This is a genomic window from Quadrisphaera granulorum, assembly GCF_003149145.1.
Taxonomy (GTDB): Bacteria; Actinomycetota; Actinomycetes; order Actinomycetales; family Quadrisphaeraceae; genus Quadrisphaera; species Quadrisphaera granulorum.
The window spans coordinates 45,372-66,030 of sequence record NZ_QGDQ01000026.1 but is presented as its reverse complement, the minus strand read 5'-3'; the positions used below and the strand labels follow the sequence as shown (position 1 = coordinate 66,030).

15 protein-coding genes are annotated in these 20,659 nt (G+C 72.4%); 3 read left to right on the top strand and 12 right to left on the bottom strand.

All coding sequences use genetic code 11. From position 1 onward, the window contains the following. Positions 1–244: 244 nt before the first annotated feature. Genes BXY45_RS17705 through BXY45_RS17690 form a run of 4 tightly spaced genes read right to left on the bottom strand, consistent with a single transcriptional unit; the run spans position 245 to position 6,290 of the window. Positions 245–1,399 carry a winged helix DNA-binding domain-containing protein gene (locus tag BXY45_RS17705; protein WP_170131582.1) on the bottom strand — a complete coding sequence of 385 codons (1,155 nt, stop codon included), beginning with the start codon at positions 1,397–1,399 and terminating at the stop codon, positions 245–247. Beyond that, positions 1,392–3,335: an ABC transporter ATP-binding protein gene (locus tag BXY45_RS17700; RefSeq protein WP_109775849.1), complete on the bottom strand. Its 1,944-nt coding sequence runs from the start codon at positions 3,333–3,335 to the stop codon at positions 1,392–1,394. The genes BXY45_RS17705 and BXY45_RS17700 overlap by 8 nt, the downstream gene beginning before the upstream one ends. A gap of 4 nt (positions 3,336–3,339) precedes the next feature. Next, positions 3,340–4,770 (bottom strand): amino acid permease, encoded by a 1,431-nt coding sequence (locus tag BXY45_RS17695; protein WP_109775848.1) that lies wholly within the window; start codon positions 4,768–4,770, stop codon positions 3,340–3,342. Next, positions 4,767–6,290, bottom strand: a complete 1,524-nt coding sequence (locus tag BXY45_RS17690; protein ID WP_245961904.1) for an amino acid permease — start codon at positions 6,288–6,290, stop codon at positions 4,767–4,769. The genes BXY45_RS17695 and BXY45_RS17690 overlap by 4 nt, the downstream gene beginning before the upstream one ends. Positions 6,291–6,474: 184 nt before the next feature. Here BXY45_RS17690 and BXY45_RS17685 point away from each other — a divergent pair, with 184 nt between their 5' ends. Then, the gene (locus BXY45_RS17685) at positions 6,475–7,422 is read left to right on the top strand and encodes a hypothetical protein (protein ID WP_109775846.1); all 948 of its coding nucleotides are present in this window, start codon (positions 6,475–6,477) and stop codon (positions 7,420–7,422) included. Between the two features lie 6 nt (positions 7,423–7,428). Here the strand turns inward: BXY45_RS17685 and BXY45_RS17680 are convergent, their stop codons facing one another. From BXY45_RS17680 to BXY45_RS17655, 6 genes are all read right to left on the bottom strand, one after another. Beyond that, positions 7,429–8,553: a hypothetical protein gene (locus tag BXY45_RS17680; RefSeq protein WP_146211253.1), complete on the bottom strand. Its 1,125-nt coding sequence runs from the start codon at positions 8,551–8,553 to the stop codon at positions 7,429–7,431. A 19-nt stretch (positions 8,554–8,572) separates the two neighbouring features. Beyond that, on the bottom strand, positions 8,573–10,570 hold the full coding sequence (gene dxs / locus BXY45_RS17675; protein WP_109775844.1) for a 1-deoxy-D-xylulose-5-phosphate synthase: 1,998 nt from the start codon (positions 10,568–10,570) through the stop codon (positions 8,573–8,575). 433 nt (positions 10,571–11,003) lie between these two features. Further along, complete coding sequence (locus tag BXY45_RS17670) at positions 11,004–11,372, bottom strand: hypothetical protein (protein ID WP_109775843.1); 369 nt, start codon at positions 11,370–11,372, stop codon at positions 11,004–11,006. 291 nt (positions 11,373–11,663) lie between these two features. Next, entirely contained in the window at positions 11,664–14,501 is a 2,838-nt protein-coding gene (locus tag BXY45_RS17665; protein WP_109775842.1) for an aconitate hydratase, read from the bottom strand. A 129-nt stretch (positions 14,502–14,630) separates the two neighbouring features. Then, positions 14,631–15,989, bottom strand: a complete 1,359-nt coding sequence (locus BXY45_RS17660) for a class I SAM-dependent RNA methyltransferase (protein ID WP_109775841.1) — start codon at positions 15,987–15,989, stop codon at positions 14,631–14,633. Further along, positions 15,986–18,058, bottom strand: a complete 2,073-nt coding sequence (locus tag BXY45_RS17655) for an APC family permease (RefSeq protein ID WP_245961903.1) — start codon at positions 18,056–18,058, stop codon at positions 15,986–15,988. Before BXY45_RS17655 ends, BXY45_RS17660 begins: the two co-directional genes overlap by 4 nt. 79 nt (positions 18,059–18,137) lie before the next feature. On the opposite strand from BXY45_RS17655, the gene BXY45_RS17650 reads away from it, so the two are divergent. Together BXY45_RS17650 and BXY45_RS17645 are read left to right on the top strand one after the other, a co-directional pair. Next, positions 18,138–18,800 (top strand): potassium channel family protein, encoded by a 663-nt coding sequence (locus BXY45_RS17650; protein WP_109775839.1) that lies wholly within the window; start codon positions 18,138–18,140, stop codon positions 18,798–18,800. A gap of 77 nt (positions 18,801–18,877) precedes the next feature. Then, a complete protein-coding gene (locus BXY45_RS17645) occupies positions 18,878–19,576 on the top strand; it encodes a potassium channel family protein (RefSeq protein ID WP_109775838.1) in 699 nt (232 codons plus the stop codon). On the opposite strand, the gene BXY45_RS17640 is transcribed toward BXY45_RS17645, so the two are convergent. Further along, complete coding sequence (locus BXY45_RS17640; RefSeq protein WP_109775859.1) at positions 19,512–20,234, bottom strand: DUF3159 domain-containing protein; 723 nt, start codon at positions 20,232–20,234, stop codon at positions 19,512–19,514. The genes BXY45_RS17645 and BXY45_RS17640 overlap by 65 nt on opposite strands. 10 nt (positions 20,235–20,244) lie before the next feature. Beyond that, on the bottom strand, positions 20,245–20,637 hold the full coding sequence (locus tag BXY45_RS17635) for an OB-fold nucleic acid binding domain-containing protein (protein ID WP_109775837.1): 393 nt from the start codon (positions 20,635–20,637) through the stop codon (positions 20,245–20,247). Positions 20,638–20,659 lie beyond the last annotated feature (22 nt).

Here is a 20,659-nt window from a genome sequence, read left to right as displayed (position 1 = left end):
GAAGGCCTCGGCTTCCACGTCGCTCTCACCGACGCCGAAGCCCAGGCCGCCTGAGTCACCTCCCAGCGCACCTCTCGGTCATTTTCGAGTGATCGTCACGGGAGCGAGCGGGCGCAGGTGGGGTCGACCGATCGCCACGTTCTGCGCGACTCTTCAGGTCGCCAGCCGAAGGCTCGACTCCCCAGTGGCCAACCGCCCATGATCACGGCTGGGCGTGCGCACAGGGTCCATGATCACGGAGGGGTCAGCGGCCGGGGAGCGCGGCAGGCAACGCCGCGAAGGCCTCCTGGCAGGCAGCTTCGACCGCGGCTGGCAGCGTTCCGGCGAAGGGCGTGACCACCAGCCGGTCACGCTTGCTGCCCGTCCGCGCCCAGGTGCCGACGGCCCGCCCGTCCACCACGACCACGGGCTTGAACATGCCGTTGCCACCGGGCACCACGAGCCGCTCCTCCTCGGGGCTGAGCGTGGCGGTGCGGTCGGCGTAGCCGAGCACGAGCTCGTCGAAGGCGGCGGTCAGCAGCACACCCTCGGTGGCCGCGCGGACGCTGTCGAGGTCGGCCACGAGGCCGGCGAGATCGGGACCGCCGAGCAACGACCGCCCCTCGCACGTCACCGCCGCGACCAGACCAGACGCGGCGGCCACCGCAACGGCCTTCTTCACCGCCCCCGTGGTCTGGTAGCTCCACCGCACGAGGTCAGCGACCGACGCGGGTCCGTGACCCGCGACGTAGCGGGCCACCAGGTCGGCGAAGAGCATCTCGTCGGGCTCGTGCTCGCGGCGGGAACCCTCGGGCAGCCACGTCGATGCGAGCACCACCAGCTGGTCGGCACCACGCACGGGGCCGAGCACCAGCTCACCGCGCGTCGCAAGGCCGTTGAGCAGGCGGTATGTGGTGGAGCTGCCCGGCTCGAAGCCGGCGCCGGTCCACGCCGCCCCCAGCTCGTCGCGGCTCGCCGGGCCGTCGGCCAGCAGCTCGCGAGCCACGACCAGCGCGCGGTCGAACGCGGCGTCGTCCAGGCCGACGTCGAGCCACCGCTTGGCCGCCGCCGCCATGGCCCGAGGGCCGAGCAGGCGGGTCATCCAGCCCGCGTCGGCCGCGGTGAGCAGGTGGAGCGTGCCGCGCATAGGCCACGTCCGGACCAGCCGCCCGTCGTCGAGGGCGGCCCGCACGGCGGCAGCGTCACGACCCGGCGTCCGTGACGCCACGGCGACGTGCGCGGCGGGTAGGTCCTGGGCCTGCACGGCCAGCAGGTTCGCCACCGCCTCCACCGGGCCCGGGGGCAGTCCGAGCACCGGGTGCGGCACGAGGCGCTGACTCACCAGCCGGAGCCGGGCGACGTCGTCGCGGGTGAGGTCAGCGATCGGGCTGATCACCGAACGCGGCGTGGCGTCAGGCACGGCTGGGCTCCCCGCGACGGCGCGCGTCGTCGTCGTCCTGAGCAGCCGAGCCAGCCGACCCCGCCGTCTCACCGGCTCCGACAGCGAACTGCGTGGCGTGCAGCTCCGCGTATCGGCCGCCCAGCGCGAGCAGCTCGGTGTGGGTGCCGCGCTCGACGATGCGCCCGTGCTCCACCACGAGGATGAGGTCGGCGGAACGGACCGTGGAGAGCCGGTGGGCGATGACGAGCGCGGTACGCCCCGCGAGCGCCTCGCCCAGGGCGGCCTGGACGGCGGCCTCGGAGGTGGAGTCGAGGTGGGCGGTGGCCTCGTCGAGGACGACGACGCGCGGGGACGCCAGGAGCAGCCGCGCGATGGTCAGGCGCTGGCGCTCGCCGCCGGAGAGGCGGTAGCCGCGCTCGCCGACCACGGTGTCGAGACCGTCGGGCAGCTCCTCCACGACGGATCGCAGGCGTGCGCGGTCGAGGGCGTCCCACAGCTGCTCGTCGCTGGCGCCGGGAGCGGCGAGCTGGAGGTTGGAGCGCAGGGACTCGTGGAAGAGGTGGCCGTCCTGGGTGACCACGCCGACGGCGGAGCGCAGGTCGGCGAAGGACAGGTCGCGCACGTCGACTCCGCCGAGGCGGACGGCGCCGGTGTCGACGTCGTACAGGCGCGGCAGCAGGGAGGCGGTGGTCGACTTGCCGGCCCCGGAGGAGCCCACGAGCGCGACCACCTGGCCGGGCTCGGCCCGGAACGAGACACCGTGGAGCACCTGCGTGCCGCCGCGGGGGTCGAGGACGGCGACGTCCTCCAGGGACGCGAGCGAGACCTGCTCGGCGGAGGGGTAGGAGAAGCAGACCCGCTCGAGCTCGACGGTGAGCGGCCCGTCGGGCAGGGGGACCGGGTCGGGCCGTTCGCGCACGAGGGGCTCGAGGTCGAGCACCTCGAAGACGCGCTCGAAGCTCACGAGGGCCTGCATGACGTCGAGCCGTGCGCTGGCCAGCGCCGTCAGCGGGGCGTAGAGCCGGGTGAGCAGCAGCGCGAGGCTCACCACGGTCCCCGCGTCGAGGGTGCCTCGCAGCGCAAGGAAGCCGCCCAGCCCGTAGACGAGCGCCAGCGCAAGGCTGGAGACAAGCACGAGCGTGGTGACGAAGGAGAAGGAGACGACGGCGGTGCGCACGCCGATGTCGCGCACGCGCTCAGCGCGGCCGGCGTACTCGGCGGACTCGCGGGCCGGGTCTCCCATGAGCTTGACCAACGTCGCGCCGGCGGCGGAGAAACGTTCGGTGGTCTGGTCGGTCATGGCGGCGTTGTGGCCGGCCGCCTCACGCTGCAAGCCCGCCAGCCGGCGGCCGACCCGGCGTGCGGGCAGGAGGAACAGCGGTAGCAGCACGAGGGCCAGCACCGTGATGGGCCACGACAGCGCGAGCATCACACCGAGCGTCAGCAGGAGCGTCACCGTGTTGGACACGATGCCGACCAGGGTGTCGCTGAACGCGCGCTGGGCACCGAGCACGTCGGAGTTGAGCCGGCTGACCAGCGCGCCCGTCCGGGTGCGGGTGAAGAAGGCCACCGGCTGGCGCTGCACGTGGTCGTACACGGTGGTGCGCAGGTCGAGGATGACCGACTCCCCCAGCGTGGCGGACAGCCACCGGCTGATCATGCTCGCGCCCGCCTCGAGCAGGGCGATGACGGCGATGAGCACCGCCAGCCCTACCACCACGCTGGTGGCCTCGCGCTCGGTGATCGCCTGCACCACCCGGCCTGCCAGCAGGGGCGTGGCAACGGTGAGCACCGCCTCGACGATCCCCACGAGCAGGAACCACCCGATGCGCGCCCGGTGCGGCCGCGCGAACTGCAGCACCCGTTGCAGCGTGGCGCGCGAGAAGGGGCGTTGGTCTTGCTGGCCGTACGCGGACTTGTACAGCACGCCCCAGGCGGTTCCCTCGATGCTCACGGCGTCATGATGTCGCTGCCCTCTGACGTTCCCTGGCGGCGCGGCGCCGTCCGGCTGTCACGGCGAACAGCAGCAGGAGCACCGCCCAGCTGCCCAGACTGAGGAACAGCTGCGTGCGGGTGCCGTCGTTGAAGCCCATTGCCACGAGGATGGCCAGGATGGCGACGATCGCCGCAATGGTCAGCACCGGGTACAGCCACATCCTCACGACGAGCCGCTCGGGGTCGGTGCGCCGGCGCAGCACCAGCTGGCTCACCGCGATGAGCAGGTACACGAAGAGGATGACCGCGCCGGAGGAGTTCAGCAGGAACAGGAAGACGCCCTCCTCGTCGACGGCCGCCGCCACCACGCACAGGAAGCCCACCACCGTGGAGGTGAGGATCGCCGCGCGCGGCACGCCACCGGGGCCCAGGCGCACCAGCGCCTTCGGCGCCTCGTGCCGGTCGGCCAGCACGAAGAGCATCCGCGATGCCGTGTAGAGGCCGGAGTTCAGGCAGCTCAGCACCGCCGTGAGCACCACGAGGTTCATCACCAGCGGCGCGTACGGGATGCCCATCGCGCCCAGCGCCGCGGCATACGGCGAGGCGCGCAGCTCCTCGGAGTCCCACGGCACGATGCACACCAGCAGGAAGACCGACCCGACGAAGAAGATCGCCACCCGGACCACCACGCTGCGGGTGGCGCGCGCCACGGCCTTCACCGGGTCCTTCGACTCCGCCGCCGCGATGGTGGCGATCTCGGCGCCGACCATCGAAAACACGACGACGACGATCGAGCTGAAGATCGCCCCGACCCCGTTGGGGAAGAAGCCCGTGCTGCCCTGCGCGCCGTTGGTGAGGCCGGAGAAGTTCATCGACGCACCCGGCCACACACCGAGCACGAAGAGGCCGCCGAGCAGGAGGAACAGCACGATCGCCGCGACCTTGATGCCGGCGAACCAGTACTCGAACTCCCCGAACGACTTCACCGAGACGAGGTTGGTCACGGTCATGAGCACCATGAGCACGAGCGAGATCAGCCACAGCGGCAGGCCGGGGGCGTAGAGCTGGATGATGCGGGCGCCCGCCACGGCCTCGAAGCCGACGACGATGACCCAGAAGTACCAGTACAGCCACGCGGTGGAGAAGCCTGCCCAGTTCCCCAGGGCCGAGCGGGCGTAGTCGCTGAACGAGCCCGTGCCGGGGTTGGCCGTGGCCATCTCCCCCAGCATCCGCATGACGAGGATGACCAGCACGCCGGTGAGGGCGTAGGTCAGGAACGCCCCCGGTCCGGTGGTGCGGATGACCTCGCCCGACCCCACGAACAGGCCGGCCCCGATGACACCCCCGATGGCGATCATCGTGAGGTGGCGCTGGCTCAGACCCTTCTGCAGGCCGCCCCCGTGGCCGCCCCCGTGGCCACCGCCCGCGGTCTGGTCGTCGGTGCGCGTGCTCATCGTCGCGTCCTCTCGTCAGGGGTGCTGGTGCCGGTCCGCTCGGGGTGCCGCGCCAGGACGCTGTGCCTGCGGGCGTAGGCGAAGTACACGACGTAGCCGAGCGCCATCCACACCACGAAGCGCAGCCACGTCTCGAGCGTGAGGTTGAGCATGAGGTAGGAGCAGGCCAGTACCGACAGCGTCGCGACGACGCCGACGGCGGGCACGCGGAACGATCGGCGCAGGTCAGGGCGGGTGCGGCGGAGCACGACGACGCCCACCGAGACGAGGATGAAGGCGAACAGCGTGCCGATGTTCACCAGCAGGCTCAGCTCGGACAGCGGCACGAACGCGGCCAGCACCGCGATGACGGCGCCGGTGATGACCGTGATGCGCACGGGGGTGCCCGTGCGGGGGTCGGTGCGCGCCAGCGAGCGGGGAAGCAGCCCGTCGCGGGCCATGGCGAAGGCCACGCGGGTCTGCCCGATGATGAGGATCATCGTGACGGCGATGAGGCCGAGGCAAGCGCCGATGGCCACGACCGACCCCATCCACCCCACACCGATAGCGGTGAAGGCAGTCGCGAGTGGGGCGCCGTCGTCGGGGTCGATCTCGGTGTACGGCCGGACCCCGGTGACGATGAGCGACACCGCGACGTAGAGCACGGTCACCACGGCCAGGGAGCCGAGGATGCCGATCGGCACGTCGCGCTGAGGCCTGCGGGTCTCCTCCGCGGTGGTGGCCACCACGTCGAAGCCGATGAAGGCGAAGAAGACCAGCGCCGCCGCGGCGACGACACCGCCCATGCCGAAGACCGAGGGCTCCAGCCCGAACAGCGTCTGCACGAGCGGAGCGGTGAGGGCGCTCTCCTCACTGCCGCCCGACCCGCCCGTGCCCTGCGAGGGCGGCACGAACGGTGACCAGTTGGCCGCCGAGACGTAGAACGCCCCGACGACGATGACAAGCAGCACCACGGCCACCTTGATCGCGGTCAGCACCTGGTTGAGCCGGCTCGACAGGCGGATGCCGGTGGCGATGACGGCAGTCAGCGCCAGGACGAGCAGCGCCGCGGGCAGGTTGACCACGCCTTCCTCGACGCCGGTCATCGCCGTGGGCAGCGTGATGCCGACCTGCCCCAGCACCACCTGCAGGTAGGCGGAGAAGGACGTCGACACCGCCGCCGCGCCGACGACGAACTCCAGCACGAGGTCCCAGCCGATGGTCCACGCCACGAGCTCGCCGAGCGTGGCGAAGGAGAACGTGTAGGCGCTCCCGGCGACGGGGACGGTGCTGGCGAACTCGGCGTAGCAGACCGCGGCGAGGGCGCAGGCGACGGCGGCGATGACGAAGGACAGCGCCACCGCGGGCCCGGCGTACGCCGCGGCGGCCTGGCCGGTCAGCACGAAGATCCCCGCGCCGACGCTGACGCCCACGCCGAACACGACGAGGTCCAGGGCACCCAGGCCCTTCTTGAGGGCGTGCTCCGGCTCCTCGGTGTCGGCGATGGACGCCTCGACAGACTTGGTGCGCCACAGGCTCACGGGCCGGAATCCTGGTCTCCTTCTCGGGGTCGGGCCACTTGAAGCACTGTCCGTGACTCGCCAGTCACACATCTGTGACTCAGCGTTACGTACATCCCCCGGTGCGCTGCCAAGATCCGGCTGGAGGGACGGAGAAAATTGACTCAGCGTGAGCACTGGACCTGGGTTCGCTACTTTTCGTGACGTGCTTTCGGACTCGTCCCTCCCGCCCGCGCCGTCCCGCGACGCCCGGGTCGACACGACGACGGCCCCTGCCACGGTGTCGCGGACCACCGACGACCAGCGCCTGCTCGTGCGTCGCGCGCTGCTCGAAGTCTGTGTCCTCGACGACGTCGACCTCGTTCCCACCGCCGACGGCCTGTGCGTCAGCGGCCCGGCCGGCGAGCACGAGCTCTCAGCGCAGGCTGCAACGGCGATCGTGGGAGACCGTGCGGCAGCCGACCCCGACACGCGCCCACGGCTGAGGAACTGGCTGCGCGCCCACGCCGCGGTCACGCCGCAGGCCCTGACGACGTACCTGCGCCCGCTCGCCCTGGCTCCCGGGTCCGCACTGCACCCTGGGCCCGAGTGGGTGCGCCAGCAGGTGCCCGGTGGCGCCCTCGACCTCGGGTTCGGCCTGGTCGGCGCGGTCCCGGGAAGCGACGCACCCACGCCCCTGTGGCCCGACCTGCTGGCCCGCCTCAACGACGAGGCGGTCGCGGCGGGCGGCCGGCCGCTCGACCTGGACGCGGCCTGGCGGAGCGCCTTGGCACGGCTGGAGGGGGCCGGGCGCACGGCGGCCCGTCGCGCCGAGCGGTCCCTGCGGGCGCAGGCACTCGACCACGAGCTGCTTGGCGACGCCGAGCGCGGTTCCGCGCACGCCGTGACGGTGTTCGAGCCGGTCTTCGGGTGCGACGCGCTGACCCTGCTCGCGTCGGCCCCGCTGCGCCGGTGGCTCGCGGACGCCGACGGGACGGGCCTGCGCGTGGTCGCCGTGCCCTCACGCCGCACCGGCTGGACGGACCTGGGCCACACGGAAGCCGCGTTCGTCACCGCGGCGTGGGCGGCGAGCGAACCCGACCAGCGGGGCCTCGCCAGGCCGGTGCTCGTCACCCGCGACGAGGTGGCGCTCGTACCCCGCTGGGTCAGCTGAGCTGGGTCAGTGCGACGACGGCGCGCGGGCCGAGTCTGCCCGCGCGCCGCGTGGACGACGAGCCAGCCACACCCCACCCAGCAGCACCAGCAGCCCGATGAGCGCGAGCGCCGGGGCAAAGAGCACCGTGTCACCGAAGACGTCGAACGCGAAGTACGACAGCGCCCCCACGAGGTAGAGGCCGCCGAGCGCGAAGTGCACCCGCCGGTCCAGCAAGACGCCGATGGCGATAGCGAGCACCCCGAGGGCGAGGAAGGCGAGCGCCGTCGGCGTCCCTCCGCCTTCCAGCAGCATGACGGCGGTCGCTGCCGCCAGCAGCGACCCCAGGTGCGGCCAGAAGGCCTCCACACGCCGTCCGCGGCGGTCCAGTGCCAGCGCGGCCCCCGCCAGCCCGGCCGTGAGCATCCACGCAGCCACCTGACGCCCGAGGGCACTGCCATCGCTGGTGTCTCCCCCGGTCAGGGCGTCACCGACATCCAGCACCAGCCATCCCGACGCAGCGACGAGCGGTGCCAGCAGAAAGCTCGTGCGGTGGCGCAGCCACGCAGCTGCGGCAGCTGCCGTGGCGGAGAGCTCCATGGCGATCCACACGGGTCGGCGCGCAGCGGTATAGGCGTCCCAGTCGTCGATGTAGCCCGAGGGAGATGGCAGCACGCCCATGACGGAGCAGGCGGCGTACACGACCAGGGGCACCGTGCAGACCGCCACGGCGGCGACGACCCCGGCCGCCGTCCTCCCGCTCCCTGAGCGGCTCGCGCGGCGGCGCAGCAGCTCGGCGACCACCACGAACACCACGAGGTAGCTGCCGACGATCGCCAGACCGGCGCCGGCGCCGTACTGCGCCCACCCGGTGCCGGCAAAGACGGACATGGCCAGCAGGGCAATGACGCCGCCGGTGTAGACGGCGACCTCGGCCGCAGTGGTACGGCGCCCCAGCACAGCCTGGGAGGACGACGACGGCGACCGCAGCGCCGGTCCCGCCTCGGCTGCCTGGACTGCTGGCGCTGCGGCGAGCGCCTCCCACAGCGCGGACGCCGCCTCGGGCACCCCCGCCGACTCCGCGGCGCGCTGCACGTCAGCGCGCGTCACCAGACGCGGCGCGACGCCGTCGTCGTCGTCCTGCTCTGCCATCCCGACAGGGTGGCGCGGTTCAGCCCCGCTCGGCCACTGGCTCGCCGGGGCCGACGCTGTCGGGTCCGGCGTCCTGTGCAGGGTCACCCCCGGGGTCTGACGTGTCCGCGAGTCCGGCGACGCGCTCTGCGACGCCTCGGGCGATGTCCTGCGCGGTCAAGCCCGCGGCGGCGAGCACCTGCGCGCGGCTGCCGTGCTCCCAGAAGCGCACCGGGACCCCGACGACGCTCGTGGGGACGTCGACACCGGCGTCCGCGAGCGCCTGCGCCGTGCAGGATCCGACACCGCCGGTGCGCACGCCGTCCTCGAGGGTGAGCACCAGGCGATGATGGCGGGCCAGGTCGACGACGAGCGGGGAGACCGGCAGCACCCAGCGCGGGTCGACGACAGTGGCGCTGATGCCGTGCGCCGCCAGCCGCTGGGCGACGTCGAGCGCGAGCGTCGCGAAGGCTCCGACGGCGACGACGAGGACGTCGCGCTGGCCCTGCTCCGTCCGCTCGCCCGTAGACCCGGTGCGGGCGAGCACGTCGATGCCGTGGGGGCCGCCGAGCCGCTCGAGCGCCGGCACGGACTCCGGCGCGGCGCCCTTGGAGAAGCGCAGCACGGTGGGGGCGTCGTCGACGTCGAGGGCCTCGGCCAACTCCTCGCGCAATGTGAGCGCGTCGCGCGGGGCGGCCAGGCGCAGCCCCGGTACGGGGGCGAGCAGGCTCATGTCCCAGATGCCGTGGTGGCTGGGGCCGTCGTCGCCGGTGATGCCCGCGCGGTCGAGCACGAACGTCACACCTGCCCGGTGCAGGGCGACGTCGAGCAGCACCTGGTCGAAGGCGCGGTTGAGGAACGTCGAGTACACCGCCACCACCGGGTGCAGTCCGGCGAAGGCCAGGCCGGCGGCAGCAGTCGTGGCGTGCTGCTCGGCGATGCCGACGTCGATGACGCGGTCGGGGTGCTCCGCGGCGAAGCGGTGCAGGCCGACGGGGATGAGCATGGCGGCGGTGATGCCGACGACGTCGGCGCGGCGCCGCCCGACCTCCACCATCTCCTCGGCGAAGACCTTCGTCCAGGTCGGGCCCGCGCTCGAGGGCGCCAGCGACTGGCCGGTGTCCGGGTCGATGATGCCGACGGCGTGGAACCTGTCGTCGTCGTTGGCCTCCGCTGCCGAGAAGCCGTTGCCCTTACGGGTCATCGCGTGGACGATCACCGGCCCGCCGTACGCCTTCGCGCGGCCCAGGGCGTGCTCGAGCGCCTCGACGTCGTGCCCGTCCACCGGGCCGATGTACTTCAGGCCGAGGTCCTCGAAGAGGCCCTGCGGCGCGACGAAGTCCTTGAGGCCCTTCTTCATGCCGTGGAGCGTGTCGTAGGCCATCCGGCCCGGAACGCCACCGCGCGCGAGGGTGGCCTTGCCCCACTCGAGGAACCGCTCGTACCCGCGCGTGGTGCGCAGCGTGGCCAGGTGATGGGCCATCCCGCCGATGGTGGGGGCGTAGGAGCGGCCGTTGTCGTTGACGACGATGACGAGGCGGCGGTCGGCGTCGGCCGCGATGTTGTTCAACGCCTCCCAGGCCATGCCGCCGGTCAGCGCACCGTCGCCGATGACGGCGACGACGTGCCGGTCGTTCTGCCCCTGCAGCGCGTACCCCTGCGCGATGCCGTGCGCCCAGCTCAGCGACGTGGACGCGTGGGAGTTCTCCACGACGTCGTGCACGGACTCCTCGCGGCTGGGGTAGCCGGCCAGCCCGCCCTGCTGGCGCAGGCCGGAGAAGTCTTGCCGGCCGGTGAGCAGCTTGTGCACGTAGGCCTGGTGGCCGGTGTCGAAGACGACGGTGTCGCGCGGGGAGTCGAACGTGCGGTGCACGGCGAGGGTCAGCTCGACCACGCCGAGGTTCGGCCCCAGGTGCCCGCCGGTGCGGCTGACCTCGCGGACGAGGAAGGCGCGCAGCTCGTCGGCGAGCTCGCGCAGCTGCGCGGCGGACAGGCGGCGAAGGTCGCGCGGACTCGTGATCTGCGGCAGCAGGCCCACCGGCTGCCCTCCCCTCGTGGTGCTCCGCCGCGCAGGGTGCGAGGCGGTGCGAGTGTCGAGTCTAGGCAGCGGACCTGGTCGCACCCCTCGGACGCCGAGCAAACCGCACATCACCTGCACACTTCCGGAGGACTGTGGCCGACGTCACGGGTCACGCCCACGTCACAGCCGATCTCAACGAGCGATGGCCAGGGGCCGTCACGCCCGCTGTGGGGCCGCCATTGCCCGACGCTGGCCCCCGCAGCGCCCGTCGTCGTGACGAGAGCTGTGTTCTGTTGGCCCCTTCGGCGTGACTGGCTGCTCACGCTGAAGGGGCCAACGCTGCACAGCTCCCGACACGGATCCGCCCCCGGTGAGGCCGTCCAGGTCGACGTCCACGACGACCTGCGGCTCGGCGCCCGGAAGAGGAAGACCGCCCCTGGGAATCAACCAACTAGAGGCGTGGAGGGCGTCTCACTCCGCGCAGCGCCTCGGCCACCAGCGCCACCCCGCGGCTGGCTGCGGCCAGCCGGGCCTGCTCGGCGTCGAGGACGTCCAGGGCTCGTTCGACGACGTCGACGCCGACCGCAGCGGCCAGGTCCGTGCGGAGCGTGGCCACCGCCCGGCGCTGCCCCTGCGCCTGCGCGGCGACGTGGTGCCCGGCGAGCACCGCAAGCACGAGCGGGTGGCGGACCAGCACGTCGTGCGCACGGTAGTCAGGTGGGCACAGGTCGAGCAGCCACGCGCTCGCCGTCCTCGTGAAGCCGTCGGTGTCGGGCGGGTGGACCTCGCGGGGCCAGCCAGGCGGCACGTGCGCGCTCACGGGTGCAGTGCAGCACCAGCCACCGACACCCGCCCTCCGACGCCCCCTCTCCGCCGTGATCATGGTCCCCCGTAAGCGGGAGGTACCCCCAGCCCGCCACCTCAGAGGTGGCCGACTGCCCATGATCACGGCGGGGACGAGGCTCAAGGAAGTTAGGCACGTTGGCCGTGCACAACTTCCTTGATCGTCACGGAGGGGGGAGGCAAGGACGGCGAGAGGCCGGCCCGGCTCCCCCGTGGGGGAGCCGGACCGGCCTCTCGTCTCGTCAGTGCATCAGCACAGACCCGCAGGTCAGGCGCTCAGCAGGCTCCGCAGCACGTACTGGAGGATGCCGCCGTTGCGGTAGTAGTCGGCCTCACCGGGGGTGTCGATGCGCAGGCGCGCGTCGAACTCGATGACCGAGCCGTCGGCCTTGGTGGCCTTCACCGCGAGCGTGCGCGGCGTCGTGCCCTCGTTGAGCTCGGTGACCCCGGTGATGTCGAAGGTCTCCGTGCCGTCCAGGCCGAGGGAGTCGGCCGACTCGCCCTCGGGGAACTGCAGCGGCAGCACGCCCATCCCGATGAGGTTCGAGCGGTGGATGCGCTCGAAGCTCTCCGTGATGACGGCCTTGACGCCGAGCAGCGTGGTGCCCTTGGCGGCCCAGTCGCGCGAGGAACCCGAGCCGTACTCCTTGCCACCCAGCACGACCAGTGGGATGCCGGCGGCGGCGTAGTGCTGCGCCGCGTCGTAGATGGTCTCCTGCGGGGCGCCCTCGACGGTGAAGTCGCGGGTGAAACCACCGGCGACGTCGTCCAGGAGCTGGTTGCGCAGGCGGATGTTCGCGAACGTGCCGCGGATCATCACCTCGTGGTTGCCGCGGCGGGAGCCGTAAGAGTTGAAGTCCTTGCGCTCCACACCGTGCTCGGCGAGGTAGCGGCCTGCGGGGCTGTCGGCCTTGATGGAGCCGGCCGGGCTGATGTGGTCGGTGGTGACCGAGTCACCCAGCTTGGCCAGCACGCGGGCGCCGTGGATGTCGGAGACCGGCGACGGCTCGGTCTGCATGCCCTCGAAGTACGGGGGCTTGCGGACGTAGGTCGACTCGGCGTCCCAGCTGAAGACGTCGCCGTCGGGCGTGGGCAGCGACTGCCAGCGCTGGTCACCAGCGAAGACGTCGGCGTAGCCGCGGTCGAACATCTCCTGGGTGATGGAGGTGCCGACCACCTCGGCCACCTCGGCCGCGGACGGCCAGATGTCCTTGAGGAAGACGGCCTTGCCGTCGGAGCCGGTGCCGATCGGGTCGGTCTCCGGGTCCCAGTCCATGGTGCCGGCCAGCGCGTAAGCGATGACCAGCGGCGGGGACGCCAGGTAGTTGAGCTGGACGTCGGGGTTGATGCGCCCCTCGAAGTTGCGGTTGCCCGAGAGCACCGCGGCAACGGCGAGGCCGCCCTCCTGGATCCCGGCGGAGATCTCTTCCGGCAGCGGGCCGGAGTTGCCGATGCACGTGGTGCAGCCGTAGCCGACAAGGTGGTAGCCGAGCTTCTCGAGGTAGGGCACCAGGCCCGCGCGCTCGTAGTACTCGGTGACGACCTTGGAGCCGGGTGCCATGGAGGTCTTCACCCAGGGGCGGACCGACAGGCCCTTCTCCACGGCGTTGCGGGCCAGCAGGCCCGCACCGACCATGACGAACGGGTTGGACGTGTTCGTGCACGAGGTGATCGCCGCGATGACCACGTGACCGTGGTCGAGGTCGAAGCTCGTGCCGCCGCCCACGCTGACCGGCACCTTCTTGGAGGGGCGCCCGGCCGGAGTGGGCAGGTCGCCGCCGGAATGCACCGGCGCCGCCCCGTTGCCACCGGAGGCGGAGGGGACGTCGGAGGCCGGGAAGGTCTCCTCGAGCGCCTCGTCCAGGGTCGTGCCCGAGTCCACCTCGTCAGCGCCCACGTAGTTCGGGAGCACCTTGCGGAACGCGGACTTGGACGCGGACAGCTCGATGCGGTCCTGCGGGCGCTTCGGGCCGGCGATCGACGGCACGACGGTGGACAGGTCCAGCTCGAGCTTCTCGGAGAAGCGCGGCTCGGCGGCCGGGTCGTGCCAGAGGCCCTGCTCCTTGCAGTACGCCTCGACCAGGGCGACCTGCTCGTCCGACCGGCCGGTGAGGCGCAGGTAGTCGAGCGTGATGTCGTCGACCGGGAAGATTGCGCAGGTGGAGCCGAACTCCGGGCTCATGTTGCCGATGGTGGCGCGGTTGGCCAGCGGCACCGCGGACACGCCCTCGCCGTAGAACTCCACGAACTTGCCGACCACGCCGTGCTTGCGCAGCTGCTCGGTGATGGTGAGGACGACGTCGGTGGCGGTGGCGCCGGCCGGGATCTCACCGGTGAGCTTGAAACCGACCACGCGCGGGATGAGCATGCTCACGGGCTGTCCGAGCATCGCGGCCTCGGCCTCGATGCCGCCGACGCCCCAGCCGAGCACGCCCAGGCCGTTGACCATCGTGGTGTGGGAGTCGGTGCCGACGCAGGTGTCGGGGTAGACGACCGTCCGGCCGTTGATGGTGCGGTCGTAGACCACGCGCGCCAGGTGCTCGATGTTGACCTGGTGGACGATGCCGGTGCCCGGCGGGACGACCTTGAAGTCGTCGAAGGCGCCCTGACCCCACCGCAGGAACTGGTAGCGCTCGCCGTTGCGCTGGTACTCGATCTCGACGTTGCGCTCGAACGCGTCCTGGCGGCCGAAGACGTCGACGATGACGGAGTGGTCGATGACCAGCTCGGCGGGAGCCAGCGGGTTGACCTTGGCCGGGTCTCCACCGAGCTCGGCGACGGCCTCACGCATGGTGGCGAGGTCGACGATGCAGGGGACGCCGGTGAAGTCCTGCATGACCACGCGCGCCGGCGTGAACTGGATCTCGGTGTCCGGCTCGGCGCTGGGGTCCCACCCGGCGAGCGCGCGGACATGGTCGGCCGTGGTGTTGGCGCCATCCTCGGTGCGCAGGAGGTTCTCCAGCAGCACCTTGAGGCTGAAGGGCAGGTCAGCGGCGCCCTCCACCGCGGAGAGGCGGTAGAGCTCGTAGCTCTTGGAGCCGACCTGCAGCTCGCCCCTCGCTCCGAAGCTGTCGATGCTGGTGCTCTTGGTGCTTCCCGAGCTCATGCCCGTCCTCCCGCTCGACCCGATCTTCGGTGACCGCAGACCATCCTCGCCCACGCCTGGTGATCACTCGTCATCGGGCATGGCTAACTGAAGTACCTTGAGCTCAAGATACCTCCTCGGGTCAACGCGCTACCCGGTGCGCACGAGTCGCGCGACCGCCTCCACGTGGTGAGTTTGCGGGAACAGGTCGAACGCGCGCAGCCCGTCGAGGCGGTAGCCGAGCTCGGCGAGGACAGCGACGTCGCGGGCCAACGCCGCGGGATCGCACGCGACGTGCACCACCGTGCGGGGTGCCAGCGCCACGACCCGCTCCAGCACCGCGCGGCGCGCCCCGACCCGCGGCGGGTCGAGGACGACGACGTCGACCCGCTCCCCATCGGCGGCCATCGCGGCGAGCGCCCTGTCGACACGGCCGGGCAGCACCCGCACCTGCGGCAGGTCACGCAGGTTGCGACGCGCGTCGGCAACGGCGCGGGCGTCACCCTCGACACTCACCACGGTCCCGTCGGCACCGACCTCGTCCGCGAGCGCGGCGGTCAGCAGGCCGGCCCCGGAGTACAGGTCGGCCACGTGCTCGCCCGGCTCCAGCCCGGCGGAGGCGACGACGGCCCCCGCGAGCGCCGCCGCGGCGCCGGGGTGCACCTGCCAGAAGCCGGACCCGGTGACGCGGAAGCTGCGCGGCCCGCGCGGCAGCTGCACCTCCTGGGCCACCCAGGTGCGGCCGCGCACGCGCGCCAGGCCTTCCTCCCCCACGACGGCGAGGGACGACGGCGCGGGCGGGGTCGGCAGGCGCAGCCGACGGCCCTCGCCCGTGCGGCGCGGGGTCACCACGAGCAGCCGGTCGTCACCGGTCTGCGGCGCCACCACCTCGACGCCCTCGGCGCCCGGCCAGGTCACGGCCTGCGGGTCGACCTCGGCGGCGCGCGGAGCGGCGATGCGGCAGTCGTCGATCTCCACCACGCGGTGGGAGCGGTGCTCGCGCAGCCCGAGACGGCCGCCGGGCCCGACGGCGTACTGCACGCGGGTGCGCCAGCGCAGGCCGGCCTCGACGTCCACGCCGTCGCCGTCGACGGCCTCCACCACCAGCCCACCCTCCCCCACCACGGGGACCAGCGCCGCGGCGTCGAGCCCGGCCAGCCGCTCGAGCTGCTCGGTCAGCACCGCGGCCTTGAGCGCGCGCTGCGCGGAGACGGTGGCGTGCTGCCAGTCGCAGCCGCCGCAGCGGCCCGGACCGGCCCAGGGGCACGGCGGGGTCACCCGGTCCGGGGAGGGGCTCAGGACCTGGACGGCGTCGGCGCGCCAGTAGCTGTCGCGCGGGGCGCCCTCGGTGACGCGCGCGACCACGCGCTCACCGGGCAGGGCGTGGCGCACGAAGAGCACGCGCCCCTCGTGGCGGGCCACGCAGTGACCGCCGTGGGCGACCGCGCCGACCTCGACCTCGACCTCGAGTCCGACCGGCGACACCTCGGGCTGGTGCTGGGTGCTCATCGCTTCTCCCCTTCCTGGGCGGCGAAGGTCGAGGAGGAGGACGACGACGACCTCGTCGTCCGGCCGGCCACCGCCCCCTGGCGGACCGACCCGGCGGCCGGGCCGCGCCAGCGGTCCTCCGCGCCTGCGGACGAGCTCAGCTGGAACGGCACGCTGGCCACCACCACACCGGGGGTGAACAGCAGCCGCCCCTTGAGCCGCAGCGCGGTCTGGTTGTGCAGCACCTGCTCCCACCAGTGGCCCACGACGTACTCGGGGATGTAGACGACCACGAGGTCGCGGGGCGAGGCGCGCCGCAGGTCTCGCACGTACTGGACGATCGGGCGGGTGATCTCGCGGTAGGGCGAGGCGATGGCCGTGAGCGGTACCGGCAGGTCGAGCTGGTCCCAGCGGCGCTGCAGCGCCGCGGTCTCCTCGGGCTCGACGTCGACGGTCAGCGCCTCCAGCACCGACGGCCGCGACACCCGGGCGTAGGCGAGGGCCCTCAGCGTGGGCCGGTGCAGCTTGGACACCAGCACGATGGCGTGCACCCGGGAGGGCAGCACCTTGGCCGCGGCGGACTCGTCGATGGCCAGCTCCCGGGCGACGCGGTCGTAGTGCTTGCGGATGGCGCCCATGAGGATGAAGAGCACCGCCATGCCCAGCAGCGTGATCCACGCCCCGCGGGTGAACTTGGTGATGAGCACGATGACCAGCACCGAACCGGTCATGGCCACGCCGACGGCATTGATGATGCGTGAACGCACCATGCGGGCCCGCTCGCGCGGGTCGCTCTCGGTGGCAAGCAGCCGGGTCCAGTGCCTGACCATGCCGGTCTGGCTCATGGTGAAGGAGATGAACACGCCCACCACGTAGAGCTGGATGAGCTTGGTGACCTGCGCGTCGAAGGCGACGATGAGCACGATCGCCACGCCGGCCAGGGCGAGGATCCCGTTGCTGAACGCCAGCCGGTCACCGCGGGTGTTCATCTGCCGCGGCAGGAAGCCGTCGCGCGCCAGGATCGAGGCCAGCACGGGGAAGCCGTTGAAGGCGGTGTTGGCGGCCAGCACGAGGATCACGCCGGTGGCGATGGTCACGAGGTAGAACGCCGGCGTGAACCCGGAGAACACCGACTGGGCGATCTGGCCGATCACCGGGTCCTGCACGTAGGAGTCGCCCACGGGCTGCCCGTCGCGGATGAGCTGGATGGCCGGGTCCTCGGCGAACTGCACGCCCGTGGCGCGGGCCAGCAGGATGATGCTGAACAGCATGACGATGCTGATGCCGCCCAGCAGCGCCAGCGTCGTCGCGGCGTTCTTGCTCTTGGGCTTGCGGAACGCCGGCACGCCGTTGCTGATGGCCTCCACACCGGTCAGCGCTGCGCAGCCGGAGGAGAACGCCCGGGCCAGCAGCAGCGCCCCGCCCAGTCCGGTCAGGCCGGCCTCGTAACCGGGCTCGGCGATGAGCCCCAGCCCCGCGCTCTCCGCAGGCGGCAGGTCTCCCATCACGTAGCGCGTGCCGCCAACGAGCGCCATGGCACCGATGGCGCCCATGAACACGTACGTGGGGATGGCGAAGGCGGTGCCGGACTCCCGGACGCCGCGCAGGTTCAGCGTCGTGAGGACGACGACGACGGCGACGGCGAGGAGCACCTCGTGGCCGTTGAGGAACGGCAGCGCCGCCGCGGCGTACTGGGCGCCCGCGGAGACCGAGACGGCCACCGTCAGCGTGTAGTCGCACAGCAGGGCCGCGCCCACGGTGACCCCGCCGGTGCGGCCGAGGTTGGTGGTCACCACCTCGTAGTCGCCACCGCCGGAGGGGTAGGCGTGCACGTTCTGCCGGTAGGACGACACCACGACGACGAGCACGATGACCACGGCGAGCGCGATCCACGGGGAGAGCAGGTACGCCCCCGTCCCGGCGATGGCCAGGGTGAGGAGGATCTCGTCGGGGGCGTAGGCGACCGAGCTCAGGGCGTCGGAGGCGAACACCGGTAGCGCGATGCGCTTGGGCAGCAGCGTCTCGCTCAGCTTGTCGCTGCGCACCGGGCGACCGACGAGCAGCCGCTTGACGGCGTCCGTGATGGGCACGAGCGACGATGGTAGGCCGGACGGAGCCCTGCGGAGGCCGAGCAGCCACCGGCCCGCTGTGCGCTGTAGGTTCGCAGCCGTGCGGGTGGTCATCATGGGGTGCGGCCGGGTCGGCTCGGCGCTGGCCCTTCGCCTGGAGGGCCTCGGGCACCAGGTGACGGTGGTCGACCAGAACCCCGACGCCTTCCGGCGCCTGGGTGCGTTCGACGGTGACCGGGTGACCGGCATCGGCTTCGACCGCGACACCCTCATCGAGGCGGGCATCGAGTCAGCGGACGCCTTTGCCGCCGTCAGCAGCGGTGACAACTCCAACATCCTCGCCGCGCGGGTGGCCCGTGAGACGTTCGGCGTGGCCAACGTCGTCGCGCGCATCTACGACCCGGGCCGCGCGGAGGTCTACGAGCGGCTCGGCATCCCCACCGTGGCCACCGTGCCGTGGGCTGCCGACCAGGTGCTGCGGCGGATCCTCCCGCAGGGCGCGGCCAGCGAGTTCACCGACGCCACCGGCGCGTTGTCGCTCGTCCAGGTGGAGGTGCACCCGGCGTGGGTGGGCACGCGGCTCACCACTCTCGAGGCGCGGGTCGGGGCACGGGTGGCGTACGTGGTCCGGCTGGGCCGGGCCTTGCTGCCGAAACCTGACACGGTCTACCAAGACGGAGACCAGCTGCACGTGCTCGTCCGCGGAGACGAGCTGGACGGCGTCGATCGGGCGCTGTCGCTGGCGCCCCCGGTCGAAGACTGAGCCACTGAGTCGAAGACTGAGCCACTGAGTCACTGGGTCGAGGACCGACCGGTGGGGAACCCAACCAAGGAGGCGTCGTGCGGGTCGTGATCGCGGGAGCGGGCAACGTGGGGCGCTCGATCGCGCGCGAGCTGCTGGGCAACGGCCACCAGGTGCTCCTCATCGACAGGGACCCCCGCGCGATGAAGATGCAGTCGGTGCCCCAGGCCGACTGGCTGCTGGCCGACTCCTGCGAGACCTCCAGCCTGTCCGAGGCGGCGCTGGACACCGCCGACGTCGTCGTCGCGGCCACCGCCGACGACAAGGCCAACCTCGTGACCAGCCTGCTCGCCAAGACCGAGTACGGCGTGCCGCGCACGGTGGCGCGGGTCAACAACCCGAAGAACGAGTGGATGTTCGACGAGGCGTGGGGGGTCGACGTCGCCGTCTCCACCCCGCGGCTCATGACGGCGCTCGTCGAGGAGGCCGTCTCCATCGGCGACCTCGTGCGCATGTTCACGTTCCAGCAGGGCGGCGCGGCCATGGTCGAGCTGACGCTGCCCGCGTCCTCTCCGCTGTCGGGTACCCGCGTCGGCGACGTCGCGTGGCCGCTGGACACGGTGCTCGTGGGGATCATCCGCGAGGGGCGTCCCATCGCGCCGTCCCCTGACGACGCCCTGGAGGGCCGCGACCAGCTGCTCCTGCTCACGGTGCAGGACAGCGAGGAGGCCCTCAAGGACCTGCTGGCGCCTCCGGCGTCCGCTCGGCCGGGGCCGCCGGACCAGCTGCTGGGCTGACGCCACCGTCGACACGGCGCAGGGCTAGCCACGTCACCCACGCGGCGGCCGCGAACAGCGGCAGGCCCATCACCAGTCGTGCGACGCCCAACGCCGTCACGGCTCCCGCGACGTACAGCGGGGTCTGCACCGCCAGGCGCAGCGCGAACAGTCCCACCCACATCCAGGTGAGGCGCCGGTGCAGGCGCATCTGGGCGGGGTCGTGACGCCAGGGCGCGCTGCCTGCGCCGCCACCACGGGCCGCGGCGACGAGCAGCCCCGTCACGGGCAGCGGTCCCCCGGGCAGCGGGCCGACCTTCGGCAGGGGCAGGGTGGAGATCGCCAGTACGACGGCGTACACGGCGTTGAGGAGGAGTCCCCACGAGTAGAAGTCGACGGCGTCGCCGGTGCGCCACGCCGTGAGGGCACAGACACCCACGCCGACCGCTCCCGCCAGTGCCTGCTGCAACGGCTGGCGGGCGACGAGCCGCGCCAGGGCCGCCAGGCCTGCCACGCCCAGGGCGAGTCCGCAGGCCCAGGGCAGGGAACGGGTCACTGTGACGACGATCACGAAGACGAGCCCCGGAAGGACCGCCTCGGCGGCTCCGCGGGGACCGCCGACCGCGTCGGCCAGGGAGAACCGCTCGGCGGTGGCGGCGCGCCCGACGCCGGACTGCATGCTCACCGGATCAGGAGGCGGCAGGGGTGGGAACGAGCTCGTAGCGGGGGTTGTAGACGGTCTTGTGGCCGTCGTCGCAACCGACGAAGCCCTCCACCCTGACGGCGGCTCCGGGCACGATGCCCGGGATCTCGCGCCGGCCCAGCCAGATGACGGTCAGAGTGCCCGTGCCGTCGAACAGCTCCGCCACCAGTGCCGGGACACCGGCTCGCGGCCGCAGCGTCACCGTGCGCAGCGTGCCGGAGACGCTGGCGCGCCGCCGCCCCGACAGGGATGCGCAGGGGGTGCCGCCCATGGCGGCCGACCGCTCCTGCGCGTCCTCGGCGATCAGCTGCTCGTTCCCCGCGGTGAGGCGCGACAGCGCGCGCAGCAGCGGGTGGCGAGCGGACTTCGCAGTGCCCATGGCGTCGAGACTAGGCGCTCCG